Genomic DNA, 17,882 nt, shown 5'->3' on the forward strand with positions numbered 1-17,882 from the left:
GAACCCACTATGCGTCAGCCCTCTAACAATAAGCTCATCCAATTCGATATTTCGGGGGTTGACCCGATTACTAATCAAAGTGACGGTGTAGATTTCTATACCATCGTCAATCGTCGCATGAGTCGACGCAAGTTTCTTAAAGGCAGTGTTGCCACCGCAGTCGGTGCATTTTTGACTACACCGTTGCTGGCGGCATGCTCACGACCTTCGTCACCGCAGGCGGCTGCTCCAGCCGTATCTGGTTTAGGTTTTGATGCTATTGCTGCAAATCGCGAAGACACCGTAAAAGTACCATCGGGCTACCGTGCCCAAGCCTTTTTGCCTTGGGGCACTCCCTTAGTTGCTGGCGCCGCTGCGTTCAAGCCCGATGCTAGTAACAGCGCTCTCGAACAGTCGCGTCAGGTAGGCTCGCACCATGACGGCATGCACTTTTTTCCCATTGATGTGCAATCGGGTGGGCAGAGTTCGGACGAAGGTTTGTTGGTGATGAATCATGAATACGTCGACCCCGATATTTTGCATGCGCAGCGTGCCAGCGAACTGCCGCGCCCGCAGCAAGAGGTGTTCAAAGAGTTGATGGCCCACGGTGTCTCAGTTGCGCACATTTTGCGTCAACCTGACGGCCAGTGGGCGTTAGTGCCAAATAGTCCTTACAACCGCCGGATAACTGCAGCCACGCCGATGCGTATGAGCGGGCCAGTGGCGGGTGATGACAAGCTGGTAACCCGTTACAGCCCGGATGGCACCATGACGCGCGGCACCATGAACAATTGCGCCCATGGCTTTACCCCGTGGGGCACGTATTTAACCTGTGAAGAAAACTGGGCAGGCAATTTTGCCAATACCGACAGTGAGCAGCCACGCGAACATCGCCGCTATGGGGTGCGTACAAACCACAGTAATTACCACTGGGAAAGTGCCGAGCCTGCCAGTGACGACACTGACCGCTTCAATGCTGCTGTGCGTGGTGGCGACGCCAGCCAAGATTACCGTAACGAGCCCAACCATTTTGGCTGGATAGTCGAAATTGACCCATTTACGCCTGGAAGCACGCCGATTAAACGCAGTTCGCTAGGCCGCTTTGCCCATGAAGGTGTGGTATTTGCACCACCGGTCGAGGGACAGCCCGTGGTGGCATACTCGGGGGACGATTCGCGGTTTGAGTACATTTATAAATTTGTCTCCAAGCACCCTTATCATCAGGCCACAGCGTCAGGCGAATTGCTTGACGAGGGCACCTTGTACGTTGCGCGCTTTAACGAGGACGGCAGCGGCGATTGGCTGGCATTGGATATTAATGACCCTGAGTTTATTGCCCGGGCCGAACAAGCAGGCGTCGAATTCAGCTCACAAGCTGATGTGCTGTTAAATACTCGTTTAGCCGCAGATGTGATGGGTGCGACTAAAATGGATCGTCCCGAATGGGGCGCGGTTCACCCTCATACGGGCGACGTGTATTTCACGTTAACCAATAATACTCGCCGCGATGCGTCGCAGGTGGACGCTGTCAACCCAAGAGCAGAAAACGCCCATGGCCATATTGTGCGCTGGCATGAACGCGGCGACCACGCTGCGGCGGTGTTTGATTGGGACCTATTCTTGCTCGGTGGCGACGCGGGCACGCATACGCCAGGTACAGGTGGCGAAGGCGTGACACTTACCAGCGACAATCATTTCGCCTGCCCGGATGGCTTATGGTTCGATAACCGTGGCGTGTTATGGATTCAAACCGACATGAGCGGCGCAATATTACGCGAAGGCAGCTTTGGCCATAATGCGATGTTGGCAGCGGACCCTGAGACCGGCGAAGTACGCCGCTTCTTGACCGGTCCTGTTGACTGCGAAGTCACGGGTGTGGTGACAACGCCCGACGGACGTACTATGTTTGTCAACATTCAACACCCTGGTGAAGGTACTGCAAGCGCAGGCTTTAGTAGTCACTGGCCAGATGGCAATGGTGCCCGCCCACGCTCTGCAACTGTCGTGATTACGCGCGACGACGGCGGGGTGGTTGGCGCTTAACACGAACACAACCGGAGTAACGCCCATGCAGCATCGATTAACCGCCAAGCAAGCCGACTTAGGGACCGTTACTGTGCGGCGTGTATTTCCGGTGGTTGGTTGCAAAATGATAGGTCCCTGGGTGTTTTTCGACCATATGGGGCCCGTTACATTTGCTGCGGGTGAGGGCTTGAATGTGCCGCCCCATCCGCATATTGGCCTTGCCACCGTCACTTACTTATTTGCCGGTGAGATTTTACACCGCGATTCCCTTGGCACTGAACAAGCCGTTCGCCCAGGCGCGATTAACTTGATGGTCGCGGGGCGAGGGGTGACTCACTCGGAGCGCGAGACCGCTGAGGCTAAGCAAGCAGCGCGTGACTTGCATGGCTTGCAACTGTGGTTAGCACTGCCTGAAGCGTCAGAACAATGCGAACCCGCGTTTCACCATATTGCTGCTGAGCAGATCCCAAATGTTGAGGTCAACGGGGTAGCTGTGCGCGTGCTGATTGGTGAAGCTTATCAGCAGCGCTCTGCTGTGCCGACATTTTCACCGACCCTGTATTTAGAGGCCCAGCTGCAAGCAGGCCAAACACTGACGTTGCCCGATGCACAAGAACTGGGCGTGTACGTGGTTGAAGGTGAGCTTGAAATCACCCGTGACAGTCAAACCGAGCGTTATCATGCCCACCAAATGGCGGTGCTGCGTGATCTCGACCAAAGCGCGGTTACCGTAACGAGTCTGGCTGGGTGTTTGCTGGCCATTGTTGGCGGCGATAATTTAGGTCAACGTCATATTCATTGGAACTTTGTTGCCAGCCAGCGCGATATGATTAGCCAAGCGCGCGATGACTGGCAAGCAGGACATTTCCCAAGTGTGCCGGGCGATCCCGGTGAACCTGTGCCTTTACCTGAATAGCAACGCGAAGTTTAGCTAACCAAATACCGTAATGGTCTGGCGGCTTATCGCAACCAGCTTGCCATCAGCGTCCCATATCTGAGCTTGCGTATGGCCGTAGCCATCGGCGGCGTAGTCAATGTATGCGGCGTACTGCCACCAGTCCGTGGCCAGTTTGCTGCTCTCGGCCAAAGGCTCAGGAAATTCAATTGTCCAGGTCAGTGAGCTGGCTGGCGCTGGTTGTGATAAATGCGGAAGTACCGCTGGTGGCCAGGCATCGACTAAGCCTAACATCAGCCCGATGGTTATCGGCTGCGGCTCGTCGCGATACCGCATCCAGCCGCCAAATTCACGTTTTGGCTGGTTGCTAAATGGCATCGCGCCAAGGTTCAGGCAGTACTCATAATGCCGAGCGAACTCTGGCACCACACTAGATTCTGGCATACCTTGGCCGGCTTCCCGCGGTGGTACATGTGAACTTGGGGTCTCGGTGACGACAACTGCTGATGGGCGCGATTGACCAAAGGTCAGTAACGCACTTAAACCTACTTGCTGGTCTTGAATTAATTCGACACTGACCTGCGTAACATTTTTGCCTTCGCGCAGAATTCGACGCACTAAGGTTGTCGGGCCCGGCGCCAAGGGTGCAACAAAAGACACTGTCATTGCACGTAAGTGCTGCGAGCTCGCGACCCCATTGGCGCCATGTTGATAGGCGACAGCGGCACCAAAGCCCCCGAAAAACGCGCGCCCTTGCGCCCATCCCGATGGTAATTCTAAGGTTTGTTCGGCTTGATCGATAGCGATGCTGGATAAGGTTTGGGAAAACTGCATACGGCTTGTCTCGTGGTTATATGAATAAGGTGAAACACATCAGACCACTAACATACCAGCAGATAAATTTTTTACCAGCTTATACATGCTATGGCTATTTTATAAGCATCAACTAATATAGACATGCGTAGCAGTTTACGTCCTACTTACACTCGCAACCTGTATGAGCCACAGGGGGTAGCGCTGTCGATTCAGAATATCCGATAAACCTAATCTGAAAATCCTGAGGTTAATCTTCAGCAGACAGCGCTATAGTTTGGCGGCAGTTCATACCTAACTGAACCTTGAGGACAGCAACATGTTAAAAACAAAAATCGGCGTACCAACTGCATTGTCAGTTGCACTCGCCACGCTCTTAGTGACTGGCTCAGTGTCAGCTCAAACCGTAATTGACGAGCCCCATGGTCGTGCAAACAGCTTTTGGTGGCCGGAACAATTAAACCTATCGCCTTTGCGTCAACATGACCCACGCTCAAACCCTTTGGGTGAAGACTTCAATTATGCTGAAGCGTTCAAACAATTGGATTTAGCTGCGGTTAAGGCTGACATCGAAGCGTTAATGACCGATTCACAGGACTGGTGGCCAGCTGACTGGGGTCATTACGGTCCGTTCTTTATTCGTATGGCATGGCACAGCGCGGGTACTTACCGTGAAGGTGATGGCCGTGGTGGTGCTGGCGGTGGCCAACAACGCTTCGAACCATTGAATAGCTGGCCAGACAACGTCAACCTAGACCGCGCTCGTCGTCTGCTATGGCCAATTAAGCAAAAGTACGGTGAGAACCTGTCATGGGCTGACTTAATGGTGCTCACAGGCAACGTAGCGCTGGAGTCAATGGGCTTCAAAACCTTCGGTTTTGCCGGTGGCCGTGAAGACGACTGGGAACCAGACATTATGTACTGGGGTCCAGAAAATGAATTCTTGGGTGACGAGCGCCACGGCGAAAACCGTACCCTCGACAACCCTCTGGCCGCCGTGGAAATGGGACTTATCTATGTCAACCCGGAAGGTCCAAACGGTAACCCAGACCCAATTGCAGCAGCCCACGATATTCGCGTGACATTCGGCCGCATGGCAATGGATGACGAAGAAACCGTGGCTTTGATTGCTGGTGGTCACACCTTCGGTAAAGCCCATGGTGCGCACGACCCGAACGACTGCCTGGAAGCAGAGCCTGCAGCTGCTGGTGTGGAAGAGCAAGGTTTAGGTTGGGTGAATACCTGTGGCAAAGGTAATGCCGAAGACACCATCACCTCTGGTTTAGAAGGTGCTTGGACAGCCGCACCTACACAGTGGACGATGATGTACCTGCAAAACCTGTTCGGTTTTGAATGGGAGCAAACACGCAGCCCGGCTGGTGGTATTCAGTGGATTCCAGTGGACGGTCAAGCATCGTCATTGGTGCCAGATGCTCACTTACCTGATGTGCGTCACGCACCTATCATGTTCACCACCGATTTATCGTTACGTGAAGACCCAATCTATCGCGAAATTTCATTACGCTTCCTGGAGAACCCAGAAGAGTTTGAAGATGCGTTCGCACGTGCGTGGTTCAAACTGACCCACCGTGATATGGGGCCTCGTGCACGTTACCTAGGTGACATGGTGCCAGAAGAAGCCTTGATTTGGCAGGACCCAGTACCTGCGGTTGATCACGACTTAATCAATGCCCGTGATATTCGCAACCTGAAGGCCACTATTTTAGATTCAGGCTTAACTGTACCTGAGTTAGTGCGCACTGCGTGGGCGTCGGCTTCGACATTCCGTGGTAGCGACATGCGTGGTGGTGCAAATGGTGCGCGTATTGCGCTAGAGCCGCAAATCAACTGGGACGTCAACAACCCAGAAGAATTGCGCCGTGTATTAGACACCTTGGAAGGTATTAAGAACGATTTCAACCGTTCGCAACGCCGCGGTAACAAGCGTGTGTCATTGGCCGATGTGATTGTGCTAGGCGGTACTGCTGCAGTTGAGAAAGCTGCGCGTGACGCTGGTTACAGCATTGACGTCGACTTTGTTGCTGGCCGTACAGACGCGTCACAGGAGCAAACTGACGTTGACTCGTTCAACGTGCTGCGCCCATACGCGGATGGCTTCCGTAACTACTACTCGACCGACAGCCGCTTAGCACCTCCGCAAATGTTGGTTGACCGTGCAAACTTACTGACCTTAACTGTGCCTGAAATGAGTGTGTTGGTGGCTGGTTTACGCGTGCTGGATGCCAACTACGATGGCAATCAACACGGTGTATTGACCGACCGTCCGGGCACGCTGAGCAACGACTTCTTTGTCAACTTATTAGACATGAAGTACCGCTGGCAGCGTTCTGACGAGCATGAGGGCTTATATGTTGCCTATGACCGTCGCAGTGGTGAGCAAGTATACACAGCTACGCCTGTAGACCTGATCTTCGGTTCAAACACAGAGCTACGTGCAGTTGCAGAGTTATATGCTGCGAACACGTCAAAAGAGCGTTTTGTACGTGATTTTGCTAAAGCATGGAGCAAGGTGATGCATTTGGACCGCTTCGACATTTAAATTGTCGCATCGGGCAAAGCTCAAAGACTCAACCCTCAGCGTACGCGCTGGGGGTTTTTTTATGCCCCAAAGCAGCACCTGACACTCATAAACCTTGCATGTGGATGTTCGATATTGTGCATGTTGTTGGCTGGCGCGACGGCAGGTTGGCAACTAGACTGAAGTAACACACAGCAGTGTATGACTGTTTTATAAACTACACATTCAGTTGCGCTAACTACTTCTAACCATTGAGTATTAGCTTCCGGCTTGAATGTCAGCAAAGGGGTTACCATGGCAAAAGTTTTAGTGTTGTATCATTCCATGTACGGACATATTGAAACCTTGGCTTATCAGGTGGCTGAGGGCGCAAAGTCAGTAGCAGGCGCTGAAGTTACAGTGAAACGTGTGCCTGAAACCATGCCCAAAGATGCGTTTGAAAATGCTGGCGGCAAGACCGAGCAGGCGGCGGATGTTGCGAAGGCTTCTGAGCTGGCCGATTACGATGCGATTATATTCGGTACCCCGACGCGTTTTGGCAACATGTCTGGCCAAATGCGTACCTTTCTGGACCAAACGGGCGGCTTGTGGGCGAAAGGTGCGCTCGCGGGCAAGATTGCCAGTGTCTTTACTTCAACTGGTACGGGTGGCGGCGACGAGATGACAATCACGTCGACGTGGACTACGTTAGCCCACCATGGCATGGTGATTGTACCGGTTGGGTACAGCCATGAAGGTGTCGCGGATATTTCTGAAGTCGGTGGCGGCACGCCATATGGTGCCTCAACCATCGCAGGCCCTGACGGTTCGCGTCAGCCAACTGAAAAAGAGTTAGCGATTGCCAAATTCCAAGGCGCCCAAGTCGCTAAGTTAGCTAGTAAGGTGTTTGGGTAGTTCCTTACCAAGGCTGCTCAATACAGGCCGGCGGTTATTTTTGCCATCGCGAAAATGACCGCTAGCGCCACCGCGACACCCACCACCGTCAGTACACCGTGCTTGTACACCCGCTGATCTTGCTTTTTTTCACTCATGTCACGTTTCTCGTTTGGCCACTTACATACACGTTAATGCCATGTTAACGCATTTTTTTCAACTCAGATAACCCTTGCCTTTCGCTGCGCTACATCGCGCATAACAGCATGTAGGTCGTGTTTAACCCCGCTAATAAGTACGTGCTGTGGTAGGGTTTGGCTCAAGTAATCATGTGTAATATCAGGACGTACCAAGGGGAACGACTATGAAACTCACCACGACCATGTATGCAGGCTTATTAGGCCTGCTTTCAACGTCGCTTATGGGGTGTGCAGTGGCTTCGTCACAGGCACAAACCCAAGGGCTGACAGCAGAAGACATTTGGGCAGTTAAACGGCCTTCTGCGCCCGTCATGTCGCCACAAGGCGACCGTGCTATTTTTTCCGTTACCCAGTTTGACCTCGACACCGATGGCCGTAAAAGCCACCTGCATATGCTCGAAGTTGGTAGCAACGAGATCACCCAAATAACCTTTGATGACGGTGCTGAAGGCAACCCGCAGTGGAGCCCGAATGGTGAGCAGATCGCGTTTACCGCACGTCGCGGCGGTTCAAGCAATCAACTATTCATGCTGCGCACCGACGGTGGTGAGGCCAAGCGTCTGACGGATTTACCTGTAGGTGTTTCTGCGCATCAGTGGATGCCCGACGGTGAAAGTTTAGTGTTTATGGCTCAGGTACCAAGCGACTTTGACGGCGACTGGGACGCACTAGCCAAGCAACAACGTGAGCAACGCGACAGTCATGTTACAGCCTTTACTACGGAAAACCGCTTATATCGTCATTTCGACCAATTTCTGACTCAGGACAGCTACCCCCGCTTATTCAAAGTAGCCGTTGAGAGTGGCGAAATTAATGAGCTGACCCCAGGTTGGAGCCGATTCTTTAATATTGGCGGTGGTGTTAGTTATGATATTTCGCCAGATGGCCAGTACATTGCGTTAACTGCAAATACGACGCCTGCACCATATGACAGTCTGAATGCCGATATTTTACTATTACGAGCAGATGGCAGTGGTGATTACACCAACATCACCGAAGGCAACCCAGGGCGCGACATTGGCGCGGTGTTTAGCCCCGACGGGCAAAGTATTTTGTATGGCCGCAGCTTACGCAGCGACTTTTATGCTGACCAAATCAATCTAGTGCGTCACGACATTGCCAGTGGCGATACCCAAGTACTGACCGAAGATTTCGACCGGACGCCGGGTAATTGGCAATTTTCTCGTGACGGTGAGCAAATTTTATTTGAGGCCGATGACCGTGCCATGCGCTCGTTGTTTGCCATGCCAGCAGATGGGGGCGAGGTCATAGAGCTGTATCGCAGTGGCACCAACAGTGGGCTGCAACAAGCCGCGAATGGCGATTTGCTCTTTGTGCACCACGGCTTGGTACAAATGCCGGAAATTTTCAGCTTGTCAGCTGATTCAAGTCACAAGCAGCAAATCACTAATTTAAATACCCAACTGCAGCAAAGTATCGATTGGGGGCGGGTAGAAAACGTCACGTTCAGCGGTGCTGACGGTGCCGATGTACAAATGTTCGTGGTGTACCCACCAGGTTTTGACGAGTCCAAGCAGTACCCGCTACTTAATTTGTTGCATGGTGGACCGCATGGCAACTTTGGTGACTTCTTCCATTTTCGCTGGAACTCGCAGGTGTTTGCTGCCCCTGGTTACATCACGATTATGCCCAACTTCCATGGCTCAAGTAGCTTCGGGCAAGATTTCACCGTGTCGATTCATGGTGAGCACCCAACCAAGCCGTTTATCGACTCAGAGCGTGCCGTTGAGTTTATGCTCGAGCGTGATTATGTGGACCCTGACCGTTTAGCCGCGGCAGGTGGTAGCTACGGTGGTTACTTAGTAAGCTGGATTGCTGGCCACACCGATCGCTATCAAGCACTTATCAATCATGCGGGCGTGTATAACCTGATGGGGCAGTTCGCTTCGGATACAACTGCGCATCGCGGTGCAGCTTATGGCGGCACGCCATGGGACGGCTTAGACGATATGTTACGTTGGAGCCCAGCGATGCATGCGCATAACTTCTCTACGCCGATGTTGATTATGCACGGTGAGCTGGATTACCGTGTGCCAGTAACCCAAGGCTTAGAAGTGTATGGCGTGTATAAAGGCATGGGTTTGGACGCACGCTTGGTGTATTACCCGAACGAAAACCACTGGATTCTCAACCCCAATAACTCAGTGCATTGGTTTGGTGAGTTTCAGCAGTGGCTTGACCGTTATCTAGGTGCTGGTCCGCGCTAAGTTCTAGCGCGTTGCACTGTCACTAAAGCGAGTGGCGTTCCAGTTGATGGCGCGCCATTCGCCTTCGTCTTCTACTAACACTCCAGTATTATAAAAGTAGCTCGCTTCTGAACCGTCGACAGGTTCGGCGACCAGAATGAAATTCGCAATCACGACATCATCCAGCACCGTCAACTCCAATTCCCGCGCGTGATACCATTGTGTCACTTGCTCATCGCGAAGTGGTGCAGAGCCCCACATACCTTGCATTAACTGGTGCTTGTCCATGCGTTGCCCTGATGAGCTGGTGTAGGTCAGTTCTGCATGCCAAAACTCGCCGTGTACGTCACCATCGCCGCGGCTGGCACCTTGCATAAACCAATCTAAGCGCTGCTGAATTGGCTGCTGTAGTGGGTGAACCTGCTCGTCATTCGTCGCGGTTGGGGTTGTGCTTTGGGCACCCGCTTGGCTGGCGAATACCAGGCTCAAACAACATATACTGGTCGCCAACAGGCGGGTGGGTAAAGTAAAAACTGACATAAGCGTTCTCGCAATTGATAGGTTGACCGTTTCAGCTTACTTGGCAATGCTGTGACTGACAAACAAAAAGGGCCTTGTTGGCACCGTAACGGTTTCCAACAAGGCCCTTTTGCATATGCTACACATTACGCGTTAGCTGGTTGCCCTTGTGGCGAGCGGTCTTTAGCTAAGTACAGGTACATAGCCGGCAACACGTACAAGGTAAATAATGTACCTATTGTCATACCAGCCGCGATAATTAGACCCATCGCGAAGCGTGATGCCCCACCTGGACCCGAGGCGACCAGTAAAGGCACAGTCGCCAGTACCGTAGCGGCGGTGGTCATCAGAATTGGACGCAAGCGGATCGCGGCAGCCTCTTCGATAGCCACGCGCTTGCTGCGGCCTTCTTCCTGAAGCTTGTTGGCGAACTCAACGATTAGAATGCCGTGTTTAGCGATCAGACCAATCAAAGTCACCAAGCCTACTTGGGTATAAATATTCAGCGATGTGAAGCCCAAGCTGACGAAGATTAGCGCGCCACAGATACTCATCGGCACCGTCACTAAGACAATAATGGAGTCGCGGAAACTCTCAAACTGAGCCGCTAACACCAGGAAAATAATCACCAGCGCAAAGAAGAAGGTCACCAGTAGCTGTTGGCCTTCGCTCTTAAACTGGCGTGATTGTCCTGCATAGTCAACCACGACCCCAGCGGGTAAACGCTGGGCAGCAATTGAGTCAAGAATACCCAAGGCTTCGCCAAGTGAAACACCCGGACGTGGAATACCACTAATGGTCACGGCGTTAAGTTGCTGGAAGCGGCTTAACTGCTGCGGCTGCACCGATGACTCAAGGTCAACTAAAGCAGACATCGGCACTAACTCACCATCGCGGTTACGTGTATAAAAGTGAGTTAACTGCTCCGGCGTCAGGCGCTCACTGCGCTGCACCTGCGGAATCACCCGGTAAGAGCGATTCTCTAGGGCAAAGCGGCCAACATAAGGGCCAGCCAACATGGCGGCTAAATCCGCCGATACCTGGTTCATTTCAACCCCCATCAAGGCGGCCTTTTCACGGTCAATCTTGACGGTTTCACGCGGGCGATCAATGCGCAGGTCGTTGTCCAGCATGATAAAGCGACCCGATTGCATGGCTTCACCCATAATGTCGGTCGCAATCTCTTGCAAGTTAGCCAGTGGTTGCGTTGAGCTGATCACAAACTCGACAGGCAAGCCGCCACCTGGGCTTGGCAATGACGGCGGGATTAACGCAAATACACGTAAGCCGGGGATATTATCAATAAACGGCTGAATATCTTGTTCCAGTACTTGCTGCGTAGTGCGGTCGCGCTCAGCCCATGGTGCTAACCCTAAGCCAGTGCCAGCACTGCCTGGGCCTAACATCCCGTTAATCACGAACGCCATATCGATTTCGTCAATGTCACGCTCGAGCTGCGCGAATTGGGCGCTGTTTTGCTCAATGTAATCAAGGGTCGCATAACTGTCGGCTTGGCTAATCGCAAACACGAAACCTAAGTCTTCTTGAGGTTCTAATTCTGAGTTACTGGTCACGAATAAGAAGTAGCAAGACACCAACACAATAGCGCCAAATACCGCAAATACAGCTTTGGTTTCCAGCGCACTATGTAAACGGCGCTGGTAGCCGTCTTTGAGGTTATTAAAGCGGGTGTCGAGCCATTGTTCGAACTTCGGTCGCTTACCTTCATCGCGCGAACGCAGCATGCGCGAACACATCATCGGGCTTAAGGTTAAAGCCACCACGCCGGATAAGATAACGGTGCTGGCCAACGTAAATGCGAACTCGACGAACAATGTACCGGTTAAACCACCAATAAAACCGATAGGCACGAACACAGCGACCAATGTGGTCGACATGACAATCACCGGACCGGTAAGTTGTCGCGCACCTAAAATGGACGCGTCCATCCGCGACATACCGTCTTCGATATGGCGCTGGATGTTTTCCAACATGATGATGGCGTCATCAACCACAATCCCGATGGCTAATACCATCGCCAGCAAGGTCAGTAGGTTAATCGAGAAGCCTAATGCCAGCATCGCCATGAACGTACCGATAAGGGACAACGGCACTGCAACGGCGGGGATAATGACTGAGCGCAATGAACCTAAAAACGCATAAATGACCGCAAGTACAATGACCAAGGCCAATACGATAGTGACCATGACCTCGTCGATAGCGTTCTGGATGTACTCCGTTGAATCATAAGAAATACTTGCGTCCAGGCCTTGAGGTAACTGGGGAATGATATCGCGGTCCCACACCCGACGAACCTCGGCAATCACGTCCAGAGCGTTGGCGTCGGGTGCAATTTCAACCCCGATGAACGTGGCCTGCTCGCCATTGTAGAGCGCTGAAGCCTCATAGTTTTCAGAGCCCAACTCAATTTCAGCGATGTCACGTAAGCGCACCACAGAGCCGTTGTCGGCCCGAACAATCAGGGCTTCAAATGCTTCGACACTACGTAAATCCGTATCAGCAACTAAATCAATCGCCACCATGCTGCCTTTGGTGCGGCCAACGGCGGATAGCACGTTATTTGCTTGCAAGGCACGAATGACATCGGAGCCGGTGACACTCATTGCCGCCATCCGCGCTGAGTCGAGCCAAATACGCATGGCAAAAGTTTGCGCACCTAAGATCTCTGCGCGTTGCACCCCTTCAATGGTGGAAAGCTGCGGCTCAATCACGCGCACCAAATAATCAGTAATTTGGTTGGCGTCCAGAATCTCGCTATAAAACGACAGATACATGGCCGCAACATCGGAGCCCACGGACAGTTGCACCACTGGATCAAGGGCGTCCTCTGGTAAGTCTGAACGCATCTTATTGACCTCAGCAGCAATCTGGGTCAACGCGGCATTCGGGTCGTAATCCAAGCGCAAGAATGCTTGAATCGTACTGACACCTGCAGACGAACTTGAAACCAAGTAATCGATGCCTTCTGCAGCGGCAATTTCACGTTCCAGAGGCGTGGTAATAAAGCCTTGCACCAAGTCGGCATCGGCACCAATGTACTGGGTGGTCACCGTCACCGCAGCATTGCGAATTTCGGGGAACTGGCGCACGTTGAGGTCAAGTGCTGCGCGTAACCCTATCAGCAGTATGAGCAGGCTGATAACAGTCGCAAGCACCGGCTTGCGAATAAAAATATCGGTAAACTTCATCGCCAGCCTCGCTTATCGGTTCACAGGTTGTGGATTAGTGCTGGCTGGCGGCTGTAATTCCGGGTCATCGTTAATACGCACCACGGCATTATTCCGCAGCTTCAACAGGCCTGAAGACGCAACGCGCTCGCCAGGTTGCAGACCTTCAGTAACTTCCACCATGTCGCCACGATTCTGCCCAGTGCGCACTAAACGCTGTTGTACCACTAAGTTGTCACCGTCTTGCTCAATCACAAACACGATATTACCAAATGGGTTAAATTGTACGGCGGTACGCGGCACCATGTAGACGTCGCGAGGTTGGCCCAAATCCAGACGTACACGCGCGAACATACCGGCACGTAAATACTGCTCTGGGTTTTCAAAGCGAGCCTGAATTTCAATGGTGCGTGTTGATTCACGTACCGAAGGTTCGGTCGCCAAAACTTCCCCGTCAAATTCAAGCTGTGGGTATGCGTCGACGCTGGCAACGATGTGCTGACCACGGGTTATTTGCGCTAAGTACTGCTCAGGCAGGGTGAAGTTTAAAAACATCGGGTCGAATGACTGCAAGCTGACCATGTCGGTGCCGGGGGTTACATATTCGCCTAAATTGACCTGGCGTAAACCGACCATGCCAGCAAATGGAGCACGAATGGTTTTGCGGGCTAACATAGCGTCTTGCATCGCAAGCGCTGCACGGGCTTGCGCCGCTTGGTTCTGTTGGCGGCGTAATTCAGATTCTGACACTTCCTGGCGCTCGCGCAGTGGCAGTAAGCGCTCTGATTCGCTTTGGGCGATATCCAGTGCCGCCGCAAGACGGTCGCGTTCAGCGCGTTCGATACTTGAATCCAGGCGAAATAGGGCTTGGCCTTGTTCGACGATGTCACCATTTTCAAATAAAATTTCCAGCACTTCACCGTCTATTTGCGCTGGCAACATGGTGCCATTGACTGCGCGGAAGCTTCCAACCGCCGGCACTGAGTCGACCCAAGTATCTGTCTGTACCTCGGCGGCGGTAATCGTCACCGGGGGTACTGGCATATTGTCAAAAAATTGGTTCATAAAATAATTGCCAACCGCTTTGTAGCCAAAAATAAGGCCAAAAACGACTGCAGAGGCAACTAACATAAGGATCATTCGTTTAAGCATGCCAAGAATCTCGCAAATTAGGTGAAACATCGTGCCTGTGGGGGCGCATATGATACGCGATCTGGCGTAAAAAAGCGCAATTAAAAAGTGTTAATGAATGTGCACTTGAAGCCTTGCTCAGCGCTTAACTTATCCGTTTAACTTTGGCGCATTCGGGGGTGAGTGGTGTGACGCTTGAGAAGCGCAGGATTATGCGCCTGAACATCACTACGCTGCTGAAATCCCCACAGCCGCTCGCGCGCTTCACGACTACTGGCGGCTACATCAATACAAGGTCTGGGGTAATCCTCGCCGAGGCGAAAATCGTACATGGTTTCTTCAAGGTTAGTGAGCAACCAAGGTGCGGCGCACCTAAACGCCAGTCGATGTTCAAATGGTGACTTAGAAAACTCACCAACATCGCGCGCATGCGGAAGTTCAAAAAGCCAGTGCGGTTTAAGCTACGCATGCAGGCATCGACCATAGGCACACCGGTTTGACCTGTCTGCCAACGTGCTAAATCACGCTCGACCTGCGCGTCTTGACGATATTCGAAGGCTTGATACGCGGGATTGAAATGGTGCTGCTCGATGCGAATATTGGCTTCAAATTTTTGTACGAAGTGGCAGCGCCAATGCAAGCGCGGGCTTGAAAGAAATCTTTGAGTACATGCCAGGCGTGTTGGCTGCCGCCAGATTGACGCGATGAATCTTCCACAAGCCAAGCGGGGTTCACTTGAAGCGCAGGCAGACCCAATTGTTCAGCGCTTAAGCTTTGCACGTGCTGCCATTGATTGGGCGACACATTGGCCTGCTTCGATTGCATCACCCGTTGCCAATGTTGATGCCAGCCGCGGCGATGTGCACGCCCACGAATCACTGCGCCATAGGGCGCTTGTTGCCAAGGTATTTGGTGCTGTTGGCACCAATGCTGCACCCATAGGTCACGCTCAAAAGTGCGCTGAATACCAACTTCCTGATGGCTATGCTGAGTGCTCAACACTTTGTTGTTGAGCAAACTGCGGGCTTAGGGTTTAATCCATTCACGCGCCGCTGGCGCGTGACGACCAGCATGCCTGTTAATTATCTTCTTAGCGCGAAGCGCGCCTAACTCTAACCCTGACTCTGGAGACTGCTATGAGTGCTGTATATGATATTGATGTCACGACAATCGAAGGCCAAACCCAGGCATTGGACAAGTATCGCGGAAAAGTCTTACTGATTGTGAATGTTGCGTCTAAGTGCGGCTTAACCAAGCAATACGAGCAGTTAGAAGCCTTGTATGAATCGCATAAACAAGACGGTTTAGAGGTGTTAGGCTTTCCCTGTAACCAGTTTGCTGGCCAAGAACCCGGCAGTGAAGCTGAAATTCAAGAATTCTGCCGTGCGACTTTTGGGGTGCAGTTTCCCATGTTTAGCAAAATCGACGTGAACGGCCCAAGCCGCCATCCGTTGTACCAGGTATTGATTGAAGAGCAACCCGAAGCAGTTGCAAAGCAAGACGGTAAATTGAAAGCGTTATTGAAAGAAAAAGGCCTGTTAAACGGTTCTGACAACGACATCATGTGGAACTTTGAAAAATTCTTAGTCAGTGCCGATGGTCATGTGGCTGCGCGTTTTGCACCTGACGTCGAAGTCACTGGTGAAAACTTTGATAACAAGCTACAGAGCTTACTCGACAAAGCGTAACGACAATAAAAGGTTAAACGACGTATATGAGCATTGAGATTTCACAGCGTGTCAGTATTGCCGAGCATGAGCTCGAATGGCAGTTCATACGCTCAAGTGGAGCCGGTGGCCAGAACGTCAATAAGGTAGCGACGGCGGCACAGCTTATCTTTGATATTCAGGCCTCGTCGCTGCCTGATTTCTACAAGCAGCGCCTGTTAGGGCGCGCTGATCACCGTATCACCCAAAGCGGCAAAATTATCATTAAATGCCAGCAAACCCGATCTCAGCTTGATAACCGCGAACTGGCCCTCGCCCAATTTATTGAATTAGTGCGAAGTGTCGGGGTGACCCCTAAGCGGCGTATCGCCACCAAGCCGTCTAAAGCCGCTAAACGCAAGCGAGTCGACGCGAAGAAGCAACGTGGCGAGAAGAAAGCTTTGAGAAAAACGCCTATTTAGACGTCTAGACTTCTTTATTGCTTTGCAGTAGGCTGTGTGCATAGGTATTTGCATACAGTGGAGTTTGACGTGGCTAAATCGAATTTGGTGCAGCTCAAGCAATCGGTCGCGCTAGCACCTGAACTTGCGCTCATCATTGTGGGGCATGGCAATATAGCTCAAGCTTGGTTACAACAGTTTGCCCCCCATTTACCCCCACAAGTGGTTGTGCATGGCGTGCTCAATAGTCGCAGCCAAATATTGCCAGAGCATAAGCCCCATCAAGACACACGTTCCGCCGTACTGACTATGCTGCAGCAGTTAGCCGCTGAATCACCACATACCCAGGTTGCGGTGGTCGATTTAACCGCTAGTAAAATAGTCAGCCGTTACTATGTTGATTGGGTAAATGCGGGTGCGCATCTGATTTGCGCTAACAAATACGCAGGTTCAAGTGCAATTGAATACTATCAGTCATTACGTGAGGCGCTGGCACACAAAGGGCGCCAATGGCTGTATAACACCACCGTTGGCGCAGGCTTGCCGATTCAAAGTGTGATTCGTGAACGTTTAAGCTGTCACGACCAGGTGATTCGTATAGAAGGCAATTTATCTGGTTCCCTATCTTGGGTATTCCAACAATATCGACGCGGTGACAGTTTGGTGAGTTGGTTACGCCAAGCGGCAGAGCTGGGGATGACAGAGCCAGACCCACGAATTGATTTATCTGGCATGGATGTGGCGCGCAAACTACTTATTCTGGCCCGCGAATGTGGTTGGCAGTTGCAGCTGCAAGATATTGATATTGAGAGCTTAGTGCCACAAGGGTTACAAGACATCCCATTGGCGCAGTTTTGGCAGCAAGCGGAGCAGTTAGATGCGGCAATGGCTGCACGCGATGGCGAGCAGTTTCACTACATCGGCAAAATAGCTTGCACAGCAGACGGGAAAATCAGCGCGAGTGCGCGCTTAGTGGCGATTGATGCCACCAGCCCTTACGCGCAATTAGCACCAGGTAATGCGAATTTCTTATTACAAAGCGTTCAGTACGATAGCAACCCAATGTTAATTCAAGGCCCAGGGGCTGGTCGTGAAGTGACAGCCGCAGGGGTCCACTCCGACATCCTGGCGCTACTTGCTTTGCGCCTCTAAACGTTGAATTTCGCGCCATATTTCATCCGCTTGTGCAGATAACTTTGAGTGCGTGCGAATATCCCCGTTACGTTGAGCTTGCATCGATTTTTCCTGCAACTGGGCTAACTCTTTGCGTAATTGACGGGTTGGGTGTTTTTTAAATAAGCCAAACATAGCGACCTCTCGGGCTTGTACTACAGTGACTTAATTACGCGTAAGGGCTGGAAAAAGATTGCCAGCTATCTATTTACTCTCAGCCGATCAGTGACGTC

The 17,882-nt window shown here is 52.0% G+C and carries 16 protein-coding genes; 8 read left to right on the forward strand and 8 right to left on the reverse strand.

The genetic code is table 11. The annotated features are described in order from the left end of the window. Positions 1-9 precede the first annotated feature (9 nt). Both CWE07_RS06745 and CWE07_RS06750 read left to right on the forward strand, forming a co-directional pair. Complete coding sequence (locus tag CWE07_RS06745; protein WP_111569275.1) at positions 10-2,022, forward strand: PhoX family protein; 2,013 nt, start codon at positions 10-12, stop codon at positions 2,020-2,022. A gap of 25 nt (positions 2,023-2,047) precedes the next feature. Beyond that, positions 2,048-2,920: a pirin family protein gene (locus CWE07_RS06750; protein WP_111569274.1), complete on the forward strand. Its 873-nt coding sequence runs from the start codon at positions 2,048-2,050 to the stop codon at positions 2,918-2,920. Positions 2,921-2,935: 15 nt separating this feature from the next. Here CWE07_RS06750 and CWE07_RS06755 read toward each other — a convergent pair whose 3' ends face one another. Further along, a complete protein-coding gene (locus CWE07_RS06755) occupies positions 2,936-3,733 on the reverse strand; it encodes an acyl-CoA thioesterase (protein ID WP_111569273.1) in 798 nt (265 codons plus the stop codon). A gap of 298 nt (positions 3,734-4,031) precedes the next feature. Here CWE07_RS06755 and katG point away from each other — a divergent pair, with 298 nt between their 5' ends. The 3 genes from katG to CWE07_RS06770 all read left to right on the forward strand — a co-directional run bounded on the left by katG (position 4,032) and on the right by CWE07_RS06770 (position 9,552). Next, the gene (katG, locus tag CWE07_RS06760; protein WP_111569272.1) at positions 4,032-6,272 is read left to right on the forward strand and encodes a catalase/peroxidase HPI; all 2,241 of its coding nucleotides are present in this window, start codon (positions 4,032-4,034) and stop codon (positions 6,270-6,272) included. 273 nt (positions 6,273-6,545) lie between these two features. Then, positions 6,546-7,145, forward strand: coding sequence for an NAD(P)H:quinone oxidoreductase (gene wrbA, locus CWE07_RS06765; RefSeq protein WP_111569271.1), 600 nt, complete (start codon positions 6,546-6,548; stop codon positions 7,143-7,145). Between the two features lie 343 nt (positions 7,146-7,488). Continuing rightward, the gene (locus CWE07_RS06770; RefSeq protein ID WP_111569270.1) at positions 7,489-9,552 is read left to right on the forward strand and encodes a S9 family peptidase; all 2,064 of its coding nucleotides are present in this window, start codon (positions 7,489-7,491) and stop codon (positions 9,550-9,552) included. A gap of 3 nt (positions 9,553-9,555) precedes the next feature. Here CWE07_RS06770 and CWE07_RS06775 read toward each other — a convergent pair whose 3' ends face one another. From CWE07_RS06775 to CWE07_RS14490, 6 genes are all read right to left on the reverse strand, one after another. Then, positions 9,556-10,071: a nuclear transport factor 2 family protein gene (locus tag CWE07_RS06775; RefSeq protein ID WP_111569269.1), complete on the reverse strand. Its 516-nt coding sequence runs from the start codon at positions 10,069-10,071 to the stop codon at positions 9,556-9,558. 125 nt (positions 10,072-10,196) lie between these two features. Then, positions 10,197-13,259, reverse strand: coding sequence for an efflux RND transporter permease subunit (locus CWE07_RS06780; RefSeq protein WP_111569268.1), 3,063 nt, complete (start codon positions 13,257-13,259; stop codon positions 10,197-10,199). Positions 13,260-13,271: 12 nt separating this feature from the next. After that, the gene (locus tag CWE07_RS06785) at positions 13,272-14,303 is read right to left on the reverse strand and encodes an efflux RND transporter periplasmic adaptor subunit (RefSeq protein ID WP_241974086.1); all 1,032 of its coding nucleotides are present in this window, start codon (positions 14,301-14,303) and stop codon (positions 13,272-13,274) included. 224 nt (positions 14,304-14,527) lie between these two features. After that, positions 14,528-14,701: a hypothetical protein gene (locus CWE07_RS14380; RefSeq protein WP_181452270.1), complete on the reverse strand. Its 174-nt coding sequence runs from the start codon at positions 14,699-14,701 to the stop codon at positions 14,528-14,530. Continuing rightward, entirely contained in the window at positions 14,650-14,967 is a 318-nt protein-coding gene (locus CWE07_RS14695; protein ID WP_420836541.1) for an FAD-binding domain-containing protein, read from the reverse strand. Before CWE07_RS14695 ends, CWE07_RS14380 begins: the two co-directional genes overlap by 52 nt. Beyond that, complete coding sequence (locus tag CWE07_RS14490) at positions 14,886-15,386, reverse strand: hypothetical protein (protein ID WP_241974087.1); 501 nt, start codon at positions 15,384-15,386, stop codon at positions 14,886-14,888. Before CWE07_RS14490 ends, CWE07_RS14695 begins: the two co-directional genes overlap by 82 nt. 119 nt (positions 15,387-15,505) lie before the next feature. Between CWE07_RS14490 and CWE07_RS06795 the strand changes: the two genes are divergently transcribed. The 3 genes from CWE07_RS06795 to CWE07_RS06805 all read left to right on the forward strand — a co-directional run bounded on the left by CWE07_RS06795 (position 15,506) and on the right by CWE07_RS06805 (position 17,628). Beyond that, complete coding sequence (locus CWE07_RS06795) at positions 15,506-16,057, forward strand: glutathione peroxidase (RefSeq protein ID WP_111569265.1); 552 nt, start codon at positions 15,506-15,508, stop codon at positions 16,055-16,057. A gap of 26 nt (positions 16,058-16,083) precedes the next feature. Further along, positions 16,084-16,497, forward strand: a complete 414-nt coding sequence (gene arfB / locus CWE07_RS06800) for an alternative ribosome rescue aminoacyl-tRNA hydrolase ArfB (RefSeq protein ID WP_111569264.1) — start codon at positions 16,084-16,086, stop codon at positions 16,495-16,497. Between the two features lie 69 nt (positions 16,498-16,566). Beyond that, positions 16,567-17,628, forward strand: a complete 1,062-nt coding sequence (locus CWE07_RS06805; protein WP_181452262.1) for a homoserine dehydrogenase family protein — start codon at positions 16,567-16,569, stop codon at positions 17,626-17,628. On the opposite strand, the gene CWE07_RS06810 is transcribed toward CWE07_RS06805, so the two are convergent. Further along, a complete protein-coding gene (locus tag CWE07_RS06810) occupies positions 17,608-17,784 on the reverse strand; it encodes a DUF6435 family protein (protein ID WP_111569262.1) in 177 nt (58 codons plus the stop codon). The two genes, CWE07_RS06805 and CWE07_RS06810, sit on opposite strands and share 21 nt — an antisense overlap. Positions 17,785-17,882 lie beyond the last annotated feature (98 nt).

Origin of the sequence: Aliidiomarina maris (assembly GCF_003987335.1) — a bacterium.
Lineage (GTDB): Bacteria > Pseudomonadota > Gammaproteobacteria > Enterobacterales > Alteromonadaceae > Aliidiomarina > Aliidiomarina maris.